The organism is Stenotrophomonas sp. 05L414_2, from assembly GCF_056397905.1.
This window is the reverse complement of sequence record NZ_JBFTOJ010000046.1, coordinates 20166-39721: the sequence shown is the minus strand read 5'-3', so window position 1 is coordinate 39721 and position 19556 is coordinate 20166. Positions and strand designations below refer to the sequence as shown.

Annotated in this window: 15 protein-coding genes; 10 read left to right on the top strand and 5 right to left on the bottom strand. The window is 66.7% G+C overall.

The features are described 5' to 3' along the window. Positions 1-66: 66 nt before the first annotated feature. The 5 genes from AC1DJN_RS08825 to AC1DJN_RS08805 all read left to right on the top strand — a co-directional run bounded on the left by AC1DJN_RS08825 (position 67) and on the right by AC1DJN_RS08805 (position 4294). Positions 67-396 carry a hypothetical protein gene (locus AC1DJN_RS08825; protein WP_025875042.1) on the top strand — a complete coding sequence of 110 codons (330 nt, stop codon included), beginning with the start codon at positions 67-69 and terminating at the stop codon, positions 394-396. A 39-nt stretch (positions 397-435) separates the two neighbouring features. Further along, positions 436-1473 (top strand): agmatine deiminase family protein, encoded by a 1038-nt coding sequence (locus tag AC1DJN_RS08820; RefSeq protein WP_478039095.1) that lies wholly within the window; start codon positions 436-438, stop codon positions 1471-1473. A 163-nt stretch (positions 1474-1636) separates the two neighbouring features. Next, the gene (locus AC1DJN_RS08815; protein ID WP_478039094.1) at positions 1637-2524 is read left to right on the top strand and encodes a carbon-nitrogen hydrolase; all 888 of its coding nucleotides are present in this window, start codon (positions 1637-1639) and stop codon (positions 2522-2524) included. Between the two features lie 14 nt (positions 2525-2538). Beyond that, positions 2539-3069: an N-acetyltransferase family protein gene (locus tag AC1DJN_RS08810; protein ID WP_478039093.1), complete on the top strand. Its 531-nt coding sequence runs from the start codon at positions 2539-2541 to the stop codon at positions 3067-3069. Between the two features lie 4 nt (positions 3070-3073). Continuing rightward, the gene (locus AC1DJN_RS08805; RefSeq protein WP_442252132.1) at positions 3074-4294 is read left to right on the top strand and encodes a TraB/GumN family protein; all 1221 of its coding nucleotides are present in this window, start codon (positions 3074-3076) and stop codon (positions 4292-4294) included. Between the two features lie 193 nt (positions 4295-4487). Here AC1DJN_RS08805 and AC1DJN_RS08800 read toward each other — a convergent pair whose 3' ends face one another. The 3 genes from AC1DJN_RS08800 to AC1DJN_RS08790 are packed head-to-tail and all read right to left on the bottom strand — an operon-like array spanning position 4488 to position 12234. Continuing rightward, positions 4488-7568, bottom strand: a complete 3081-nt coding sequence (locus tag AC1DJN_RS08800) for an efflux RND transporter permease subunit (protein WP_478039092.1) — start codon at positions 7566-7568, stop codon at positions 4488-4490. Further along, positions 7565-11086: an efflux RND transporter permease subunit gene (locus AC1DJN_RS08795; protein WP_478039091.1), complete on the bottom strand. Its 3522-nt coding sequence runs from the start codon at positions 11084-11086 to the stop codon at positions 7565-7567. The genes AC1DJN_RS08800 and AC1DJN_RS08795 overlap by 4 nt, the downstream gene beginning before the upstream one ends. Continuing rightward, on the bottom strand, positions 11083-12234 hold the full coding sequence (locus AC1DJN_RS08790) for an efflux RND transporter periplasmic adaptor subunit (RefSeq protein WP_478039090.1): 1152 nt from the start codon (positions 12232-12234) through the stop codon (positions 11083-11085). Before AC1DJN_RS08790 ends, AC1DJN_RS08795 begins: the two co-directional genes overlap by 4 nt. Positions 12235-12439: 205 nt before the next feature. On the opposite strand from AC1DJN_RS08790, the gene AC1DJN_RS08785 reads away from it, so the two are divergent. Both AC1DJN_RS08785 and AC1DJN_RS08780 read left to right on the top strand, forming a co-directional pair. Next, a complete protein-coding gene (locus AC1DJN_RS08785) occupies positions 12440-12832 on the top strand; it encodes a c-type cytochrome (RefSeq protein ID WP_025875058.1) in 393 nt (130 codons plus the stop codon). A gap of 9 nt (positions 12833-12841) precedes the next feature. Beyond that, positions 12842-13303, top strand: coding sequence for a c-type cytochrome (locus tag AC1DJN_RS08780; protein ID WP_032977578.1), 462 nt, complete (start codon positions 12842-12844; stop codon positions 13301-13303). A gap of 132 nt (positions 13304-13435) precedes the next feature. Here AC1DJN_RS08780 and AC1DJN_RS08775 read toward each other — a convergent pair whose 3' ends face one another. Beyond that, positions 13436-15316 carry an ATP-binding cassette domain-containing protein gene (locus AC1DJN_RS08775; RefSeq protein WP_478039089.1) on the bottom strand — a complete coding sequence of 627 codons (1881 nt, stop codon included), beginning with the start codon at positions 15314-15316 and terminating at the stop codon, positions 13436-13438. A gap of 272 nt (positions 15317-15588) precedes the next feature. Next, positions 15589-16464 carry a LysR family transcriptional regulator gene (locus tag AC1DJN_RS08770; protein WP_478039088.1) on the bottom strand — a complete coding sequence of 292 codons (876 nt, stop codon included), beginning with the start codon at positions 16462-16464 and terminating at the stop codon, positions 15589-15591. A 102-nt stretch (positions 16465-16566) separates the two neighbouring features. Between AC1DJN_RS08770 and AC1DJN_RS08765 the strand changes: the two genes are divergently transcribed. The 3 genes from AC1DJN_RS08765 (at position 16567) to dbpA (ending at position 19426) form a co-directional block, all read left to right on the top strand. Further along, positions 16567-17646, top strand: coding sequence for a YeiH family protein (locus AC1DJN_RS08765; RefSeq protein WP_478013636.1), 1080 nt, complete (start codon positions 16567-16569; stop codon positions 17644-17646). A gap of 28 nt (positions 17647-17674) precedes the next feature. After that, positions 17675-17947, top strand: a complete 273-nt coding sequence (locus AC1DJN_RS08760) for a hypothetical protein (RefSeq protein ID WP_025875070.1) — start codon at positions 17675-17677, stop codon at positions 17945-17947. Positions 17948-18049: 102 nt separating this feature from the next. Then, a complete protein-coding gene (gene dbpA / locus AC1DJN_RS08755; protein WP_025875072.1) occupies positions 18050-19426 on the top strand; it encodes an ATP-dependent RNA helicase DbpA in 1377 nt (458 codons plus the stop codon). The last annotated feature ends 130 nt before the right edge of the window (positions 19427-19556 follow it).

Below are 19556 nucleotides of genomic sequence, written 5' to 3'. Positions count from 1 at the left end.
TTATGCGGTTTTTTCCTGCCGTTTTTGCTGTAATCGCTGTTCTTGACCACTGGGGAGTAGATCGAGATGACGCGTTACCTGTGCACCCTGGCCGTACTGGCCACCCTGGCTGCCGCCACCCCGGCGATGGCCGATACCCTGCTTGTTGACCGCGCCCGCGAAAAGCCGGCCGGCGCCCTGCCCGTCCGCGGCCAGAGCATGCAGCAGGTGCAGTCGCAGTTCGGCGCGCCGGCAGAACAGCTGCAGCCGCGCGGCGGGCAGAAACGGCAATGGCCGACCATCCACCGCTGGGTGTACCCGCAGTTCACCGTCTACTTCGAGAAGCAGAAGGTGATCGACGTGGTGGCAAACCAGGCGGATCCGAACGAAATCGGCCCCAAGCCGCCGATCCGTTGACCCCCATGCCCGCCACCGGCGGGCGCGTGTAGCGAGACCATGAACCAGACCCTTCGTTTTCCTGCCGAATGGGAAGCCCAGAGCGGCGTCCTGATTGCCTGGCCCACCGCCGACACCGACTGGGCCGACCGCCTGGGCCAGGTGGAAGAGACCTACATCGCCCTGGTTGCAGCGATCACCCGCTTCCAGCCGGTGCTGATCTGCGTGGCCGACGATGACGTGGAGACCTACGCCGAGATGCGGCTGCGCTCCAACCGCATCGACATGGACAAGGTCCACTTCACCACCGCCGCCTACGACGACACCTGGCTGCGTGATTCGGGCCCGATCACCCTGCGCCGTGCCGACGGCAGCTTCCAGCTGCTGGACTTCCGCTTCACCGGCTGGGGCGGCAAGTTCGACGCCACCCTGGATGACCAGCTGGTCGGCGCGCTCGACCAGGCCGGCGTGTTCAACGACGCGACGGTGCGCAGCATTCCGTTCGCGCTGGAGGGCGGCGGCATCGAGACCGATGGCGAAGGCACCCTGCTGACCACCTGGAAGTGCCTGCACGAGCGCCATCCCGACCGTGACCGCGACAGCCTGAGCGCCGACCTGGCCGACTGGCTGCAGCAGAAGCGCGTGCTGTGGCTGGATCATGGCTATCTGGAAGGCGACGACACCGACGCCCATATCGACACCCTCGCCCGCTTCGCCTCGGCCGACAGCATCGTCTACCAGGCCTGCGACGACGCCAGCGACTCGCATTACGCCGAGCTGCAGGYGATGGGCGCCGAGCTGGCCGCACTGCGCACGGCTGACGGAAAGCCGTACCGCCTGTTCCCGTTGCCGTGGGCACAGCCGGTGATCGATGAAGGCCGTCGCCTGGCTGCTTCGTATGCCAATTACCTGATCGTCAACGGCGCGGTGCTGATGCCGGCCTATGRCGACCCGGCCGATGACCTGGCCCGCGACGTGCTGGCACAGGCCCACCCTGGCCGCGAGATCGTGCAGGTGCCGTGCCGCTCGCTGATCTGGCAGAACGGCAGCCTGCACTGCATCACCATGCAGCTGCCGGCCGGGCTGTTGAAGGCATAAGCCACGCGGTAGCGCCGGGCCATGCCCGGCGAGCGCGGCGGCATCTGGAAAATCCGCCGGGCATGGCCCGGCGCTACCGGTTGCGTGCACCATTCAGCAGCCAACACGCTGTCGTGGCGCATCCGCGTTAACATGCGGGTTTTCCCCCGCAGGATCGCCCCGCATGAACTCGCGCAGCCCCCTTACCGTCGCCCTGATCCAGGAGCGCAACCACGGTGATGCCGCCGCCAACCTGGCGGTGATCGAAGCGCGTGTTGCCGACGCCGCGGCACAGGGCGCGAAGCTGGTGCTGCTGCAGGAACTGCACAACGGTCCCTACTTCTGCCAGCACGAATCGGTCGATGAATTCGACCTGGCCGAGCCGATTCCGGGACCAAGCACCGAGCGCCTGGGCGCGCTGGCCAAGAAGCATGGCGTGGTGCTGGTCGGCTCGCTGTTCGAGCGCCGCGCTGCCGGCCTGTACCACAACACCGCCGTGGTCTTCGAGAAGGACGGCACCTTGCTGGGCAAGTACCGCAAGATGCACATCCCGGATGACCCGGGCTTCTACGARAAGTTYYACTTCACSCCSGGCGACATCGGCTTCRAGCCGATCGACACCTCGGTCGGCCGCCTCGGCGTGCTGGTGTGCTGGGACCAGTGGTACCCGGAAGCAGCGCGCCTGATGGCGCTGGCCGGTGCTGAGCTGCTGCTGTACCCCACCGCGATCGGCTGGGACCCGGACGATGCACAGGACGAGAAGACCCGCCAGCGCGACGCCTGGGTACTGAGCCACCGTGGCCATGCCGTAGCCAACGGCGTGCCGGTGCTCAGCTGCAACCGCGTCGGCCATGAGGCTTCGCCGCTGGGCGCCTCAGGCATCCAGTTCTGGGGCAACAGCCACGTGCTGGGCCCGCAGGGCGAGTTCCTGGCCGAAGCCGGCACCGAAGCGACCATCCTGATGTGCGAGGTCGACCTGCAGCGCAGCGAACACGTGCGCCGCATCTGGCCGTTCCTGCGTGATCGTCGCATCGACGCCTACGGCGACCTGCTCAAGCGCTACATCGACTGACCCGGAGCCCGCGCATGGCCGTACTCATCCGTGATGCCGGCCCTGCCGACATCGCTGCGATCACCGCGATCTACGCGGTGGAAGTGACCGACTTCGTCAACACCTATGAGTACGAGATCCCCGACCAGGCCGAGATGCTGCGCCGCATGCGCGACATCATCGACCGCGGCTTCCCCTACCTGGTGGCCGAGGTCGACGGCCAGGTTGCCGGCTATGCGTATGCCAACACCTACCGCACGCGCATCGCCTACCAGTGGACCGTTGAGAACTCGGTCTACGTCGATGCCCGTTTCCAGGGCCGTGGCGTCGGCACCAGCCTGCTGCAGGCACTGATCGATGCCTGCACCGCRCRCGGCCWYCGACAGATGGTGGCGGTGATCGGYGARCCGACCAACACSGCYTCSATCAAGCTGCACGAACGCTTCGGYTTCCASCTGGTGGGCGTGTTCCGYGGCCTSGGCCGCAAGCACGGCCGCTGGCTGGACACCGTACAGATGCAGCGCGCGCTCGGCGATGGCGCCGATTCCGCTCCTTCCAATGAATGATTCCATGACCGAAATCCTTCCCGAAACCGGCGACGATCTGTTCGCCGGCCAGCCAGTGCGCGTCGTCGAGCGCGATGGCGTGCGCTACACCCTGCTGGGCACTGCCCACGTCTCCCATGCCAGCGTCGAGGCGGTGGAGAAAGCCATCGATAGCGGACGATTCGATGCGGTGGCCGTCGAGCTGGACCCGCAGCGCTTGCAGGCGCTGAGCGACCCGGACACGCTGGCCAAACTGGACCTGGTGGAAGTGATCCGCAAGGGCCGCGTCGCGTTGTTCGCGGCCAACCTCGCGTTGTCGGCCTACCAGCGCCGACTGGCCGAACAGCTCGGCATCGAGCCGGGCGCGGAACTCAAGCGTGCGGTGGACCTGGCGCGCGAGCGCAACCTGCCGGTGCACCTGATCGACCGCGAAGTCGGCCTGACATTCCGTCGTGCTTCGCAGCGACTGGGCTTCTTCGGCAAGCTGAAGCTGGTGGCCGGGCTTGGCGCCGGCCTGTTCTCGTCCGAGGATGTCGGCGAAGACGAGATCGAGAAGCTGAAGCAGGGCGACATGCTGGAATCGAGCTTCGGCGAGTTCGCCAGCGAGAACCCGGCGTTGTACGAAACCATCATCGGCGAGCGTGACCGCTACATGGCCACGCGCCTGCGCGAAGCGCATGATCCGCAGCAGCGTGAAGTGCTGGCGGTGGTCGGCGCCGGCCATCTGGCCGGCCTGGCGCGTTACCTGGAAACCGATACCGAGGCGCCTGCGCCGTTGCGCGAGCAGCTGGAAGCGGTGCCGAAGAAGCGCAACATCCCGTGGTTCACCCTGGCGATCCTCGCCATCGTGGCCACCGGCATCGGTGTCGGCTTCTATCGTGGTGGACTGGGCGTAGGCACCGAGCTGCTGGCGACCTGGGCGATGTATACCGGCGGCCTGGCTGGCCTGGGCTGCCTGGTGGCCGGCAGCCACCCGCTGAGCATCCTCACCGCGATCGTGGTGGCGCCGTTCAAGCCGTTCCGCCTGAGCATCCCCACCGGCGCATTCGCGGCACTGGTGGAAGCGCGCCTGCGCAAGCCGACCTACGAGGATTTCCTCAAGCTGCGTGACGATGCACAGTCGTTGAAGGGCTGGTACCGCAACCGGGTCACCCGCGTGGTGCTGACCTTCATGCTGACCAACCTGGGCAGCATGCTGGGCCTGTGGCTGACTGCAGGCAAGGTCTGGAGCAAGGTGGCGAGCTGATCGCTGCCCCGCCGGGCATGGCCCGGCGCTACCGGTAGGTGCCAACCTTGGTTGGYACGTCATTTACATCCACGGCGATGGTAGCGCCGGGCCATGCCCGGCGAAAAAAAGGGGAGACCGCCCCACTACGACCGGTCTCCCCCCACCACAACACGTTTCCGCCCCTACGGTCGAGCAAGCTCGACCGCTACACCTACACCGGGGTTCCCGCCACGACCTCGCGGCCGCGAGCGCGCTGGATCAGCCGCACCACCGCATTGCGCAGGTCATCAAGCACCGCGTAGATCGTCGGCAGGAACAGCAGGCTGACTACGGTAGAGAACGCCAGGCCACCGGCAATCGCACGCGCCATCGGCGAGTACTCCGGCCCGTTGCCGAACATCTGCGTATCGGTCAGCGAGATCGGCACCATCGCCAGGATCGCCGTGCCCATGGTCATCATGATCGGGCGCAGACGCTCGCGTGAGCCCTCCACCAGCGCCTGGGTACGGCCCATCCCGCCCCGGCGCAGATTGTTGATGTGCTCGATCATCACGATGCCGTTGTTCACCACCACGCCCATCAGCACTAGGATGCCGATGAAGGACATGATCCCGAACGAGGTGCCGGTGATCCAGAACAGCCAGAACACGCCGAAGATCGAGAACAGCACGCCGCTCATGATCGCCGCCGGGAACAGCAGCGATTCGAACACTGCGGCCATCACCACGTAGATCATCACCAGCGCGATCAGCAGGTTGAACACCATCTGCTGCATCGCCTCGTTGTCATCGCCGTAGTCGCCGCCATCGAAGGTGAAGCCGTAGCCGGCCGGGAAGTTCATCGGCTTGAGCACTGCTTCCATGGCCTTGCGGGCGTCCGGCGCGGTGAYCTTCTCGGCCAGGTTGGCCTTGATGGTCARCGTGGTCTGGCGGTTGGTGCGGCCGATCTGGGTCGCCGAGGAACCCACGTCGACACTGACCAGGCTCAACAGCGGTACGCTGCGGCCATCGCCGGTGCGCACGCTGAATCCGGCCAGGTCTTCAGGGCTGCTCTGTTCGGCACCGGCGAAGCGCACCCATACCGGCACTTCGTTGTCACCACGACGGAACTCGCGCATCGGCGCACCACGCAGGGCCAGGCCAACGAAACTGGCAACCTGCTCGGCATTGAATCCGAACGCCGCTGCACGCTCGCGGTCGACGTGCACTTTCAGCTCGCCGCCCTTCTCGCCGTTGTCGATGCGCACATCGCGCAGCTCGGYGCGCTGSGCCAGCAGCGGCAGCACTTCCTGGCCGATCTCCTGCAGCATCGCGCTGGAGTCSCCGACCAGCTGCACCTGCACSSMCTGGKTGCCGCCACCGCCACCATCMCCGCCYTGGTTGCCGACGAWGTAGTCGGTACGCGCGGATTTCGGCAGTCCTTTGCGCAGTTCTTCCTGCAGCGCCTTGATGTCCTTGGCGTACTTCTCGTCCAGGGTGACCACGGTCGAACTGCCTTCCTGTTCGCTGTACCAGGAATAGACCTGCTGCACGTGCAGGCGCTCGCGGTTCTGCTCGATCCAGCCTTCGACACGGGCCACTTCCTCGGACATCTGCCGGTAGGTGTAGGCGCCCTTCCACATGTAGCCGATGAAGATGTCCTTGCCACCATCGCCACCGAACATGTCGATCTTGGTCAGCTTCATCGGCACCAGGCTGACCAGCACCACCAGCAGGATGCCCAGCAGGCTCCAGCCGCGATGGCGCAGTGACCAGTCCAGCAGCTGCGCGTAGCGGCGCTGCAGGCGCGCGATCACGCCGGTCTGCGAGTGCACCAGCTTCGGCGTGGCCATGCGTGCGGACAGCATCGGGATCAGGCTGACCGCCACCAGCCACGAGGCCAGCAGCGAGACCGAGATGGTGATCGCGATCTGCGCCATGAAGATGCTGATGTTGTTGGTTTCACCAAACAGGTTGGGCACGAACACGATGCAGTGGCACAAGGTGCCGGCGCTGAGCGCGATGGCAACGTTGCGGGTGCCGATGATCGAGGCCAGGCGTGGCTGGTCCGGCAGCCGCTCACGTTCCTGGTAGATGCTCTCGACCACCACCACTGCATTGTCGACCAGCATGCCCACGGCCAGCAGCAGGCCCATCATGGTCAGGATGTTGAGCGTGACGCCGGCGAAATACATGAAGCCCAGGGTGATGGTGAAGCAGATCGGAATGGCCAGGGTCACCATCAACGTGGACGGCCAGTGGCGCAGGAAGAAGAACAGCACCGTCACCGACAGGATCAGGCCGACACCGCCGGCCTCGGCCAGCTCCAGCAGGGACGAGGTCACCGCCTTGCCCTGGTTGTCGATCACCTTGATCTGCACGTCGCGCATCGATGCCTGCGCGCGGATCRCTTCAACCTCGGCAAGCGCGCCGCGCGAGACGTCCACCAGGTTGGCGCTGCGTTCCTTGTAGATGTCCAGGCCGACGGCAGGATTGCCATCCAGGCGGCGGCCATAGCTCATCCGCGCCGGCTTCAGCCGCACATCGGCAATGTCACCCAGGCGCAGTCCCTTGGCATTGATCACCAGGTCACGCATTTCCTGCAGGTCGGTGATCTCGCCCACCGGCTGCACGCGCACGCGCTGGCCGTTGTCGTCGATCTGCCCGGCCGAGATCGAGAAATTCAGCGTGCGCAGGCGATCGCTCAGCTCGTTGATGCTCAGGCCGTGGGCGTTCAGACGGTTCGGATCGATCGCGATCTCCACCTCGTTCGGTGGCGCGCCGGTGATCTCGACCCGGGCCACGCCCGGAATCCGCTCGATACGCCGCTTGAATTCGCGGTCGAGCATGTCATAGGCGGTGGTCAGGTCGGTGGTACTGGCCAGGCGCACCTTCAGCACCGGCTGGTCGCTGCTGGACCACTTGAACACGTTGTAGCGCTGCACATCGTCAGGCAGGTCGCTGCGGATAGCGTCGATGCGCTCGCGCGCGTCCGAAGCGGCGATGGCGATATCACGATCCCAGTCGCTGAACTCGATGAAGATCGACGCAGCTTCGGAGGTCGCCGACGACCGCATGCGCTTGATGCCGGTCATCGTCGCCAACGACTCCTCCACCGGCCGGATGATGGTCCGCTCGACTTCTTCCGGGGTGGAGCCGGTATAGGGAATCTGCACGAACAGGAACGGTGCGGAGATGTCCGGCAGCGCTTCCAGTGGCAGCCGGAACGAGGCGATCAGGCCGACCACCACCAGCGACACGAAACACATGATGGTGGTGACCGGGCGGCGGATGGAGAACTCGGCAACGCTCATGCCGGTTCCTCCGCACCCGACGCACTGCCCTCGGCACCGTGCAGGCCCTCACCGGCATGCTTGCGACCGCGTTCGCGGTAGTAGGCATCGCCGCGGCGGTCCATCAGGTCGTACACCACCGGGATCACCAGCAGGGTCAACAGGGTCGACACCAGCAGGCCACCGATCACGGTGATAGCCATCGGTGCGCGCACTTCGGCGCCCTCGCCCATCGCCACCGCCAGCGGCAGGAAGCCGAACAGCGTGCACAGGGTGGTCATGATGATCGGCCGCAGGCGCGAACGCGCACCTTCCACCAGTGCCTCGTGCTTGGCAACGCCGGCCTCGCGCAGCTGGTTGACCTTGTCGATCAGGATGATCGCGTTCTTTGTGACCAGGCCGACCAGCAGGATCAGGCCGATGAACACCACCACCGAGATCGGCTTGCCGGTCAGCATCAGCGCCAGGATCGCGCCGACCAGCGCCAGCGGGATGGTGAACAGGATCACGAACGGATGCAGCAGCGATTCGAACTGCGAGGCCATCACCAGGTAGACCAGGAAGATCGCCAGGCCGAAGGCGAAGATCAGCGACTTCGCCGCCTGTGCCAGTTCCTCGCCCTGGCCGCCGATGTGCAGGCCCACGCCAGCGCCCAGCGGCTGTTCGGACACCATCTGCTGTACTTCGCGCATGGCCGCGCCCAGGTCGATATCGCGCAGATTGGCCGAGACCACGGCCACCCGGGTCTGGTCGGCACGATGGATCTCGCTGGGGCCGGTGGTGGCCACCACGTCGGCAACCGCATCCAGGGTGACCGGACGGGTGCTGCCGGGATTGACGATCAACCGGCGGATGCTCTCCACGCTGGCACGATCGGTTTCCTGCGCGCGCACCAGCACGTCGATCTTGCGGTCGCGGAARCTGTAGCGGGTGGCSACRTCGCCGCGCACCTTCTTCACCACCACATCGGCGATCTGCCGSGTRGTCAGGCCCAGTGCACCGGCTCGCTCCTGGTCGAAGCGGATCTGGATTTCCGGGAAGCCCTCTTCCACGGTGGATTTGACGTCCGCGTAGTGCGCATTGCCGCGCAGCAGCGCCGCCAGGCGCTGGCCTGCCACTTCCAGGGTCGCCATGTCCTGCCCACGCAGTTCGATTTCCAGCGGCGTGGAGAAGCTGAACAATGCCGGCCGCGCGAAGTCGACCTGCGCACCCGGGTGCTGGCCCATGGTGTCGCGCAGGCGCTCGGTGATCTCCGCTTCGGTCTGCGGGTTGCCGCCGCCTTCCATCACGATGGTCAGCTTGCCGATGTTCTCGCCACTCTCGGTCGGGCTGGCATCCAGGCGGGTACCGCTGCCGCTGACACCGTACAGCGATGCCACGCCTTCGCCCTTGCCATGCGCCAACTGCAGCTCACGCACCAGCGCRTCGGTCTGCKYCARMGGCGTGCCSGSCGGCAGCTTGRCSGTCATYTCGAAACGGTCCTGCGCCAGCTGCGGGATCAGGTCGGCGCCGAGCATCGGCACCAGCGCCATCGTGCCGACAAACGCTAGCGCAGCCAGGCTCAGCACCTTGCCAGGGTGGGCCAACGCACCCGGCAGCAGCCGCAGGTAGCCACGTTCGGCACCGGCGTACGGCTTCATGGCGATGTCGCTGGCCTTGCGCATCACCGGGCCGACCACTGCAGCCACGCCACGGCAGAGGCGCACCACCAGCCATGCCAGCGCGTAGAAACTCCAGCGCATCGTCGCCATCACACCACGACGGCCGAGTGCTACCGGCTTCTGCCAGCGGCTCTGCGGTTGCCACGGCTCGGCTGCGGCTTCTTCCGGGAAGGCCAGCGGCGGCCGGCCCTTCAGCGAGCTCAGCATCGGGATCAGGGTCATCGACACCAGCAGCGAAATCGCGATGGCGATGGCCACGGTCAACGCCTGGTCACGGAACAGCTGGCCGGCGATGCCGTCGACGAACACCAGGGGCAGGAACACCGCGATGGTGGTCAGGGTCGAGGCGACCACGGCCATGCTCACTTCGCGGGTACCGGCGATCGCCGCCTGCAGGATGCCCAGGCCGCGTTCGCGCGCCTTGGCGATGCTCTCCAGCACCACGATGGAGTCATCCACCACCAGGCCGGTGGCCAGTGCCAGGCCGCCCAGCGACATCACGTTCAAGCTCAGGCCAAGCTGGCCCATGAAGAAGAACGTGGCGATGATCGAGACCGGCAACGACAGGCTGATCACGAACGTGCTCCAGCCGTCGCGCAGGAACAGGAAGATGATCAGGATCGCCAGCAGGCCACCGATCACCGCGTCCTTCTTGACGTCGGCGATGGCGTGCTCGATGAAGCGCGACTGGTCTTCGATCGTGGTCAGTTCGGCATCGGCCGGGAACGTTGCCTTGATCTGCTCCAGACGCTTGCGCAGCGCTTCGGCGGTGGCCACGGTATTGGCGTCGCCTTCCTTGTAGATCGCCAGTTCGACCGATTCCTTGCCGCCCAGGCGGATGACCGCTTCGCGTTCCTTGTAGCCCTGGCGCACGGTGGCCACATCCTTCAGGCGCACCGGCACGCCGTTGGCGACCACGCTGGAGGCGCCGCCTGAGGAAGCGCTCTGTGCAGCGGAAGCGGCGGCGACGGCTGCAGCCGAGCCCGTAGAGGCAGCGATGTTGAACATCTGCTGCAGCGCCGAGTCGGCCGCGCTGCCGTTGGCGGACTGGGTGGTGACCAGCAGGTTGCGGATTTCTTCCAGGTCGGCGAACTGGTTGACGGTGCGCACCAGGAAGCGCTGCGAGCCCTCCTCCAGGCGGCCGCCGGAAATGTTGATGTTCTCTTCCTTCAACCGCTTGATGACGGTGTCGATCGGCAGGTTGAGCTGGGCCAGTTTCTGCTGGTCGATGTCGACCTGGATCTCGTCTTCCAGGCCACCGCCAACCTTCACCGCCGCCACGCCGGTAACCGGCTCCAGCTTCTTCTTCAGGTCTTCGTCGGCATAGCGACGCAGGCCGGTCAGTTCGCGGATCGCTTCTTCGTCGGTCGCAGGCGCGGCCTTGGTCGACAGCACCAGGCGCATGATCGGCTCGGTGGACGGATTGAAGCGCAGCAGCACCGGCGCCTTGGCTTCCAGGGGCAGGTTCAGCGCTTCCATCTTGTCGCGCACTTCCAGGCTGGCCTGGTCCATGTTGGTGCCCCAGGCGAACTCGAGCACCACATCACTCTGGCCGGTACGCGAGACCGACTTCAGCTTGCGCAGGTTCTTGACCACGCCCACGGCTTCTTCGACCGGCTGGGTGATCAGGGTTTCCATTTCCGTCGGCGCCGCACCGGTGTACTCGGTGCGCACGGTCAGCGTCGGATAGCTCAGGTCGGGCAGCAGGTTGACCTTGAGATTGCCCAGTGCGATCAGGCCGAACAGCAACAGGGTGACCGTGCACATGGCGATGGTGACGCGGCGGCGGGTGGCGAACTCCACCAGGCCGCCACGCATGCCTGCGGCGGCGCCATCGCTCCCGGGCGAGGCACCGTGATCGTGGCCGGGCGCGGTCATTGCGTGCTCCCGGCCTTCTCTGCCGGCTTGGCCGAGGCGGTTACGGTCTTCGCCTTGGCCTTCGGATCGGCGATCACCTGCACCGCGGTGCCGTCGCGCAGGGCGACCTTGCCGGCGGTGACGATCTGGTCACCCGCCGCCAGTCCCTCACGGATTTCCACCCACGGTCYTTCGGCGTAGCCAAGCTTGACCGGCACCCGCGCGACCTTGCCCTCGCGCACGCGGAACACTGCCGGCTCACCATCGTCCAGCAGTGCCAGGCGCGGCACCACCAGTGCATCGGCACGCTGGTCGTAGTCGATGCGGATGCGGCCGAACATGCCCGGCTGCAGCGACTGCGCGGCACCGTCGAAAGCACTGACCACACGGAAGGTGCCGCTGCCCGAATCCACTACCGGTGCGATGCGGTCGACGACGCCAGTGAAGGTCTGGCCCGGCAGCGCATCGGCCGACAGCGTGACCGGCTGGCCCGCACGCAAGGTCGCCAGCTCGCGCTCGGGCACGTTGAGGGTGGCTTCCAGCCGCGAGTTGTCGACAATGCGGAAGATCGGCGTGTTGATCTGCACGAAGTTGCCGGTCTTGATCGATCGCGAGGCGATCACGCCGGAAATCGGTGCGACCACGGTGGTGTAGGACAGTTCCAGCGTGGCCAGGCGGTACTGCGCGCGCACGTTTTCCAGGTCGTAGCGCAGCTGGTCGACATCGGCAGCGCTGACCATCTGCTGGCCGACCAGCTTCTGTGCGCGCTGGTAGTTGTTCTCCAGCTTGCGCATCTGCGCCTCGCTCTGGGCAACGGCCAGGCGTGCGCGGTCCGGATCCAGCCGCACCAGAGGCTGCCCGGCGCTGACCCGCTGCCCTTCCTCGACCAGTACCGCCAGCGCAACGCCCGAGGTCTTGGCGACCACCTGCGATTCGGCGCGCGGCTCCAGTGCCGCCGTTCCGGTGTAGCTGGCGGCCACCGCGCGATGGCTGGCCACGGCCACTTCCACCGGCACCGCGTCGACCTTCTTCTCGTCCTTGGTCTCGGCCGCCTTGGCCTCGTTGTTGGGCCCAGCGGCGCAACCGCTCAGCAGCAGGGATGTGGAGAGCAGCAGCGCGGCAGCGCAGAGTCCGCTGCGGGGGCCGGGCAGGAAGGTTTGGTGCGACATCGTCAGATCCCTGGAGGATGCGTGGGCAGGTGTGGTAGCAAAGTAATGCACCACTTCACGGCAACACCATATCCCAAAGGTCATGGTGTCTTCACGCCGCCGGTCGGGCCGACCCCATTTCAGCTAGATGAAACCTGAGGCTATACTCGGGTCGTTCCGTACCCCACGCCGGAACGACCAGACCCGAATCCCCGGAAAAGACACCATGCGCCCGCAGCCGCTCGCCGCTTGTCTCGCTCTGGCCGTCCTCCTGCCCCTCGGGGCCGCCGCACAGCCCGCACCTGCTCCTGCAGCACCACCCGCCCCGGCACCGGCTCCGGCCCCTGTGCCGGCGGCTGCCACGCCCACCGGCAGTTTCGACAATGGCCGTGTGCTGGCCTACACCTGCCAGGGTTGCCACGGCATCACCGGTTACAAGAACGCCTACCCCAGTTACCGGGTACCGAAGATCGGTGGCCAGACCCAGCAGTACCTGACCCAGGCCCTGACCGAGTACCGCCAGGGCAAGCGCCGGCATCCGACGATGCAGGCGCAGTCGATGAGTTTCAGCGAACAGGAGATCGCCGATCTCGCTGTTTACCTGTCCACCGTCAAGTAAGGCCCGCCCATGTCGAAAGCCGCGCATCCACTGCGTCACGCCATCGCCCTGTCCGTCGCCCTGCTGCTGGCGGCCTGCTCGCAGTCACAGGTGGAGAACAGCGAGAAATCCGCCGGCGATCCCGGCCACGCCAGCGGCGAGCACGGATCGTCTTCCTCCGCGGGCCTGCCTGCCGGGCGTGAAGCCGCCGGCGAGGCCCGCGCCAAGGTCAAGAGCAAGGCCACCAGCCAGAGCTGCATCGATTGCCACGGTGCCGACGGCAATGCGCCGATCGATCCGACCTATCCGAAGCTGGGTGGTCAATACGGCGATTACCTGGCGCATGCGCTGCAGGCCTACCGTGCCGGTGATCGCCAGCATGCGCTGATGACACCGCAGGCGAAGGACCTGAGCGATCAGGACATCGCCGATCTGGCCGCGTATTTCGGCAGCCGGCCGAGCCAGCTGCGGGATCTGCACGGGGTCAAATGACCGCCGGCCCGCCCCGGTGGGTGCGGACCGTTGGCCGGTGGGTGCGCACCGTTGGTTGGTGGGTGCGGACCGTTGGTCCGCACGTATCCGGATATCCACGCATGGCGTGGATTTACTGAATCCGGCCGGCGATCAGCCTTCCAGCTCTTCCCAGCGTGCGTACGCGGCATCCAGTTCAGCCTGCACCTTGGCCAGCTGCTGGGTGTGCGCGGTCACTTCGGCGCTGCTGCGCGTGTAGAACGACGGATCGTTCATTGCCGAGGTAAGCCCTTCGACATCGCCTTCCAGCTTTTCGATGGTCTTCGGCAGCTGTTCCAGCTCACGCGCTTCCTTGTAGGCGAGCTTGCGCTTGGGCGCTGCCGGTTCCGCAGCAGCCGCCGGGGCAGCGACCACCGGCTTGGCGGCACCAACCACCGCAGGCGCAGCGGCCACGCTGGCCGCGTAACGCTGCCAGTCGCTGTAGCCGCCCACGTACTCGCCGATCACGCCATCGCCTTCCATCACCAGCGTGGAGGTCACCACGTTGTCGATGAAGTCACGATCATGGCTGACCAGCAGCAACGTGCCGTTGTATTCGCCCAGCAGCTCTTCCAGCAGCTCCAGGGTTTCCACGTCCAGATCGTTGGTCGGTTCGTCCATCACCAGCAGGTTGGACGGCTGCGCGAACAGCTTGGCCAGCAGCAGGCGGTTGCGCTCGCCRCCSGACAGGCKGGTGATCGGCGCGCGCGCGCGCTCGGGGGTGAACATGAAGTCCTGAAGGTAGGCGTGCACGTGCTTGCGCTTGCCGTTGAACTCGAGGAAATCGCGGCCTTCGGCCACGTTCTCGATCGCGCTCCAGTCTTCGCGCAGCACTGCACGGTACTGGTCGAAGTACGCAACCTGCAGGTTGGTGCCGGCGTTGACCTCACCCTTCTGCGGCTGCAGTTCGCCCAGCAGCAGCTTCAACAGCGTGGTCTTGCCACTGCCGTTGGGGCCGATCAGGCCGATGCGGTCGCCACGCAGGATGGTGGTGGAGAAATCACGGACCATCGTGCGATCGCCGAACGCGAACGAAATGTCCTTGATGTCGATGACCTTCTTGCCCGAGCTTACGCCCTGGGCCGCTTCCATCTTGACGTTGCCGCTGAGGTCGCGGCGGGCGGATCGCTCGTTGCGCATCGCCTTCAAGCGGCGTACGCGGCCTTCGTCGCGGGTGCGGCGTGCCTTGATGCCCTGGCGGATCCACACTTCTTCCTGCGCCAGCAGCTTGTCGAACCGTGCGTTTTCCTGGGCCTGCGCGTTGAGGCGTTCTTCGCGACGGCGCTCGTAGTTGGCCCAGTCGCCCGGCCAGCTGGTGACCTGGCCGCGGTCGATCTCGACGATGCGGGTGGCCAGCGCACGCAGGAAGCGGCGGTCATGGGTGACGAACACCACGCTGCCGTTCCAGTTCTTGAGGAACATTTCGAGCCAGTCGATGGCTTCGATGTCGAGGTGGTTGGTCGGTTCGTCCAGCAGCAGCAGGTCGGGGCTGGAGACCAGCGCGCGGCCGAGCAGCACGCGGCGCTTCATGCCGCCGGACAGGCGCGCAAACTCCGCGTCGCCATCGAGGTCGAGCTTGGTCAGGGTCTCGCTGACGCGCTGGTCCAAGCCCCAGCCGTTGGCGGCATCGATCTTGGCCTGGACGTTGCCCAGCGCTTCGCCATCGAACACGTCGGCGTGGCTGAGGTGATGGAATTCGGCGAGCCATTGGCCCAGTTCGCCCAGGCCATCGGCGACGACGTCGAACACGCTGCCAGCGGCGCCGTGCGGCACCTCCTGCTCCAGGCGAGTCACGCGCACGCCCTGCTGCACGCGCACTTCACCGTCATCGGGCTTGTGGTCGCCGGACAGCAGCTTGAGCAGGGTCGATTTGCCGGCGCCGTTGCGGCCGATCAGGGCGATACGCTCGCCCGGCTCGATCGACAGTTCGGCTTTTTCCAGCAACAGCGGGCCGCCGACGCTGAAGTCGACGTTTTGCAGAGTAATCAAAGGCATCCGGCCATTGTAGCGGGTTGCGGGGCCTGGCCGGGCGGCGCCCGGCACCCGCAGAGGCAACGTCAACCGCCGAGGCAACAGCCAAAGCCGGCTTCCTGTGGGATGGCGGGGTGGGCCCCCCCCCCCCCCCCCCCCCCCCCCACCCCGCCTTCGACAGTTTGCCGCTGCTGTTGGTGGGTGCCGACCGTTGGTCGGCACGGGGTCGGATCCCGTTGCTGCGCAATAGGCTCTGACCCCTACGTGGAATTCACGCTGTGGAAGATGGATCCCGGCTACTGCACTTCCCCCAACAACGCCTGCAACCCCGGCAACCATCGCTTGCCGGGGTGGCGTACCAGCCACAGCGTGCGGTGCAGGGCCGGCAATGGCGTTTCAAGGATGCGCAGGCGGCCGAGGGCCAAGGGTTCTTCCAGGGCGTGGCGCGAGAGGCAGGCCAGGCCGAGGCCGGCGATGGCGGCTTGCTTGATGGCTTCGGTATTGCCCAGCTGCAGGGTCTGGGCGAAGCCGCGCAGATGCGGCAGCAATGCCTGTTCGACAGCCTCGCGGGTGCCTGAGCCGGGTTCGCGCAACAGCCAGCGCGCTGCGCGCAGTTCATCCAGGGACCAGCGCGGGGGCGCATCCGCAGCCGCCACGATCACCAGCGGGTCCTGCTGCCAGGCGGTCACCTGCAGCCCGCGTTCGTGGCACGGGCCTTCGATCAGTCCTGCATCCACGTCCAGCCGTTGAACGGCCGCCACCACGCCTGCGCTGTTGTCGATGCGCAGATCGACCTCGGCCTGCGGTGCCTGCCGCAGCAGATCGGCGATACGCGGCGGCAGCAGGTAGTTGCCGATGGTGGTGCTGGCCGCCAACACCAGCCGCAGCGGCGCGCCTTGGGACGGGTCACCGCCCRCCGCCAATTGCCGCTCCAGATCGGCGGCATTGACCAACAGCGCGCGCGCCGGCTCCAGCAAGGCCCGGCCGTGGCCGTTCAACGCCAGGCGACGGCCGATGCGGTCGAACAGCGGCGTGCCGAAGTGCGCTTCCAGCTCCTGCAGGGCGGCGCTGCTGGCGGACTGGGAAAGCGCGATGGCCTGGCCTGCGGCGGTGGTGCTGCCCTGGTCAGCGATGGCAACGAAGACCTGCAGCTGGCGGAGCGTCAGGCGCATGGCCATTACCTGTGTTATGGGTAGTTTTCACCGATATTATTCGTTTTACGGGTCAATCGCATGGATGCAGGCTGTACGCCTCTCTCCCGCATCCCACCCGCCATGAACGCGCCTGCCCTGTCCCCCTGGTCCCTGCCCGCCCTGCGCCAGCGCTGGCAACTGCGCCTGCCCGGCCTGCTGCTGGTCGGCCTGGTGGCGGCGGCGTCGCTGTACCTGGCCGAGCTGCCCTGGCTGCAGGCGCATGGCCTGAGTGCGCTGACCGTCGCCATCGTCGCCGGCATCGTGGTCGGCAACACCTTGTACCCGCGACTGGCCCCCGCCAGCGCGGCGGGCGTGGGCTTCTCCAAGCATTGGCTGCTGCGTGCGGGCATCGTGCTGTACGGCCTGCGGCTGACCTTCCAGGACATCGGCCACGTCGGCGTCGCCGGCGTGCTGATGGACGTGCTGGTGGTGGCGAGCACCTTCGGCCTGGCGTGCTGGCTGGGTGTACGGGTGTTCAGGATGGAGCGCGAGGCCGCCATGCTGATCGGTGCCGGCAGCGCGATCTGCGGTGCGGCGGCGGTGATGGCCGCAGAGCCGGTGGTGCGCGGCCGTGCTGCGCAGGTGACGGTGGCGGTATCGACGGTGGTGGTGTTCGGCACGCTGGCCATGTTCCTGTACCCGGCGCTGTATGCGCTGGTGCAGTCGCACGGCTGGCTGGCGATGGACGCGCGGCAGTACGGCCTGTACACCGGCGCCACCGTGCATGAAGTGGCACAGGTGGTGGCTGCCGGACGTGCCGTGGGCGAGTCAGCCGCCGATACCGCGGTCATCACCAAGATGGTGCGGGTGATGCTGCTGGCACCGTTCCTGATCGTACTTTCCTTGTGGCTGGCCCGTGGTGGCAAGGCAGCGGCGGACGGTGGCAAGACCCGGATCGTGGTGCCGTGGTTCGCGTTCGGTTTCGTGGCGGTTGCCGGGCTCAACTCGCTGCATCTGCTGCCGGTGGGTGTGCAGGCCGGGCTGGTGCAGCTGGATACCGTGCTGCTGGCCATGGCGATGGCCGCGCTGGGCCTGACCACCCATGTGTCTGCGCTGCGCCAGGCCGGGTTGAAGCCGCTGCTGCTGGCATCGATCCTGTTCGCCTGGTTGCTGCTGGGTGGCCTGGCGATCCACCAGGGTGTGCTGGCGGTGCTGGGCTGAGGGCAACGTGGATCGTTAGACTTGAGGCATGCCAGTCTCCCCCGCCCTGCTGCAGATCCCGCTGCGCCTGCTGGATGATCGATATGGGCGGGGCAATGTCGATGAAGCCGAAGACACGCTGGTCGAGATCGTTCAAGCGGTGATGGGCGTGCAGGCGACCTGTTCGTTCGACGTCGACACGCGGCACGCCAACCCGTGGTTCCACCAGCTGCTGCTGGAGCCCCGGGTCGCTGGAAAACCGGCCACCCCGGAGCAGTTGCAGGCGATGGCTGCGCGGCTGGTGGTCATCGGGCTGGGTTGAGGGAACGTTCGGCCAAGGTGCCGACCAAGGTCGCCCGCTACCGGGCKCCCCCACAATCGTGAACGACGGCGGGACCGGGCGCGCGCGCAGGTACAATGCGCCATGACTGATTTCTCGACCCTGCCGCTGAGCCCGGCCCTGCAGCCCGGCCTGGATGCCCTCGGCTACACCACCCTCACGCCGATCCAGGCGCAGAGCCTGCCCGCCATCCTTGATGGCCGCGATGTGATCGCCCAGGCCCCGACCGGCAGCGGCAAGACCGCCGCCTTCGGTCTTGGCCTGCTGCAGTCCATCGACCCCAGCCTGATCCGCGTACAGGCGCTGGTGCTGTGCCCCACCCGCGAGCTGGCCGACCAGGTGGCCAAGCAGATCCGCAAGCTGGCCACCGGCATCCCCAACCTGAAGCTGTTGCTGCTGACCGGCGGCACGCCGCTGGGCCCGCAGCTGGCGTCGCTGGAAAGCCACGACCCGCACGTGGTGGTCGGCACGCCCGGCCGCGTGCAGGAACTGGCGCGCAAGCGCGCACTGAATCTGGGCGCCGTGCGCACCCTGGTGCTGGATGAAGCCGACCGCATGCTCGATATGGGCTTCGAGGAACCCATCCGTGAGATCGCCGGCCGTACCCACCGCGATCGCCAGAGCCTGCTGTTCTCGGCCACCTTCCCCGACACCATCCGCGCCATGGCCCGCGACCTGCTGCGCGATGCCGTGGAAGTGACCGTGGAAGGCGCCGACCAGGCCCCGGCCATCCGCCACCTGTTCTGCGAAGTCGAACCGGCACACCGGCAGAAGGCACTGGCCGGCCTGCTGCTGAAGTACACGCCCGAATCGGCCGTGGTGTTCTGCAACACCCGCAAGGACGTGGACGAAGTGGCCAACTCGCTGCAGCAGTTCGGCTTCTCCGCGCTCGCCCTGCATGGCGACATGGAACAGCGCGACCGCGAGGAAGTGCTGCTGCGCCTGGCCAACCGCAGCTGCAACGTGCTGGTTGCCAGCGACGTCGCCGCACGCGGGCTGGATGTGGAAGAACTGGCCGCGGTGATCAACTACGAGCTTCCGACCGACGTCGAGAGCTACCAGCACCGTGTCGGCCGTACCGGTCGTGCCGGCGCCAGTGGCTTGGCGATCAGCCTGGTGGCGGGCCGCGAAAAGAACCGCGCCGACGCCATCGAAGCACAGCGCGGCGAGCCGCTGGATTGGCAGAAGACGCCGCTGGCGACGTCGCGCCCGGCCGAGCTGCCGCAGGCGGCGATGCGCACCCTGCGCATCGATGGCGGCAAGACCGACAAGCTGCGCGCAGGCGACATCCTCGGCGCCCTCACCGGCGATGCCGGCCTGTCGGCCAAGTTCATCGGCAAGATCGCGATCTTCCCGACCCGTTCCTACGTGGCGATCGCCCGCGAGCAGGTCAACAAGGCGGTGGCGAAGCTGGAAGCGGGCAAGATCAAGGGCCGTCGTTTCCGCGTGCGGATGATGTAATTGAAGGAGCGCTGCCGATCACGGTTGGCAGCGAGGTGACCTGGTAGTGGCCAACCTTGGTTGGCCCATCCATGCGGTGCCAACCAAGGTTGGCAACTACCGGTTCGCCGCGATTCGCTCGGGCAGGTGC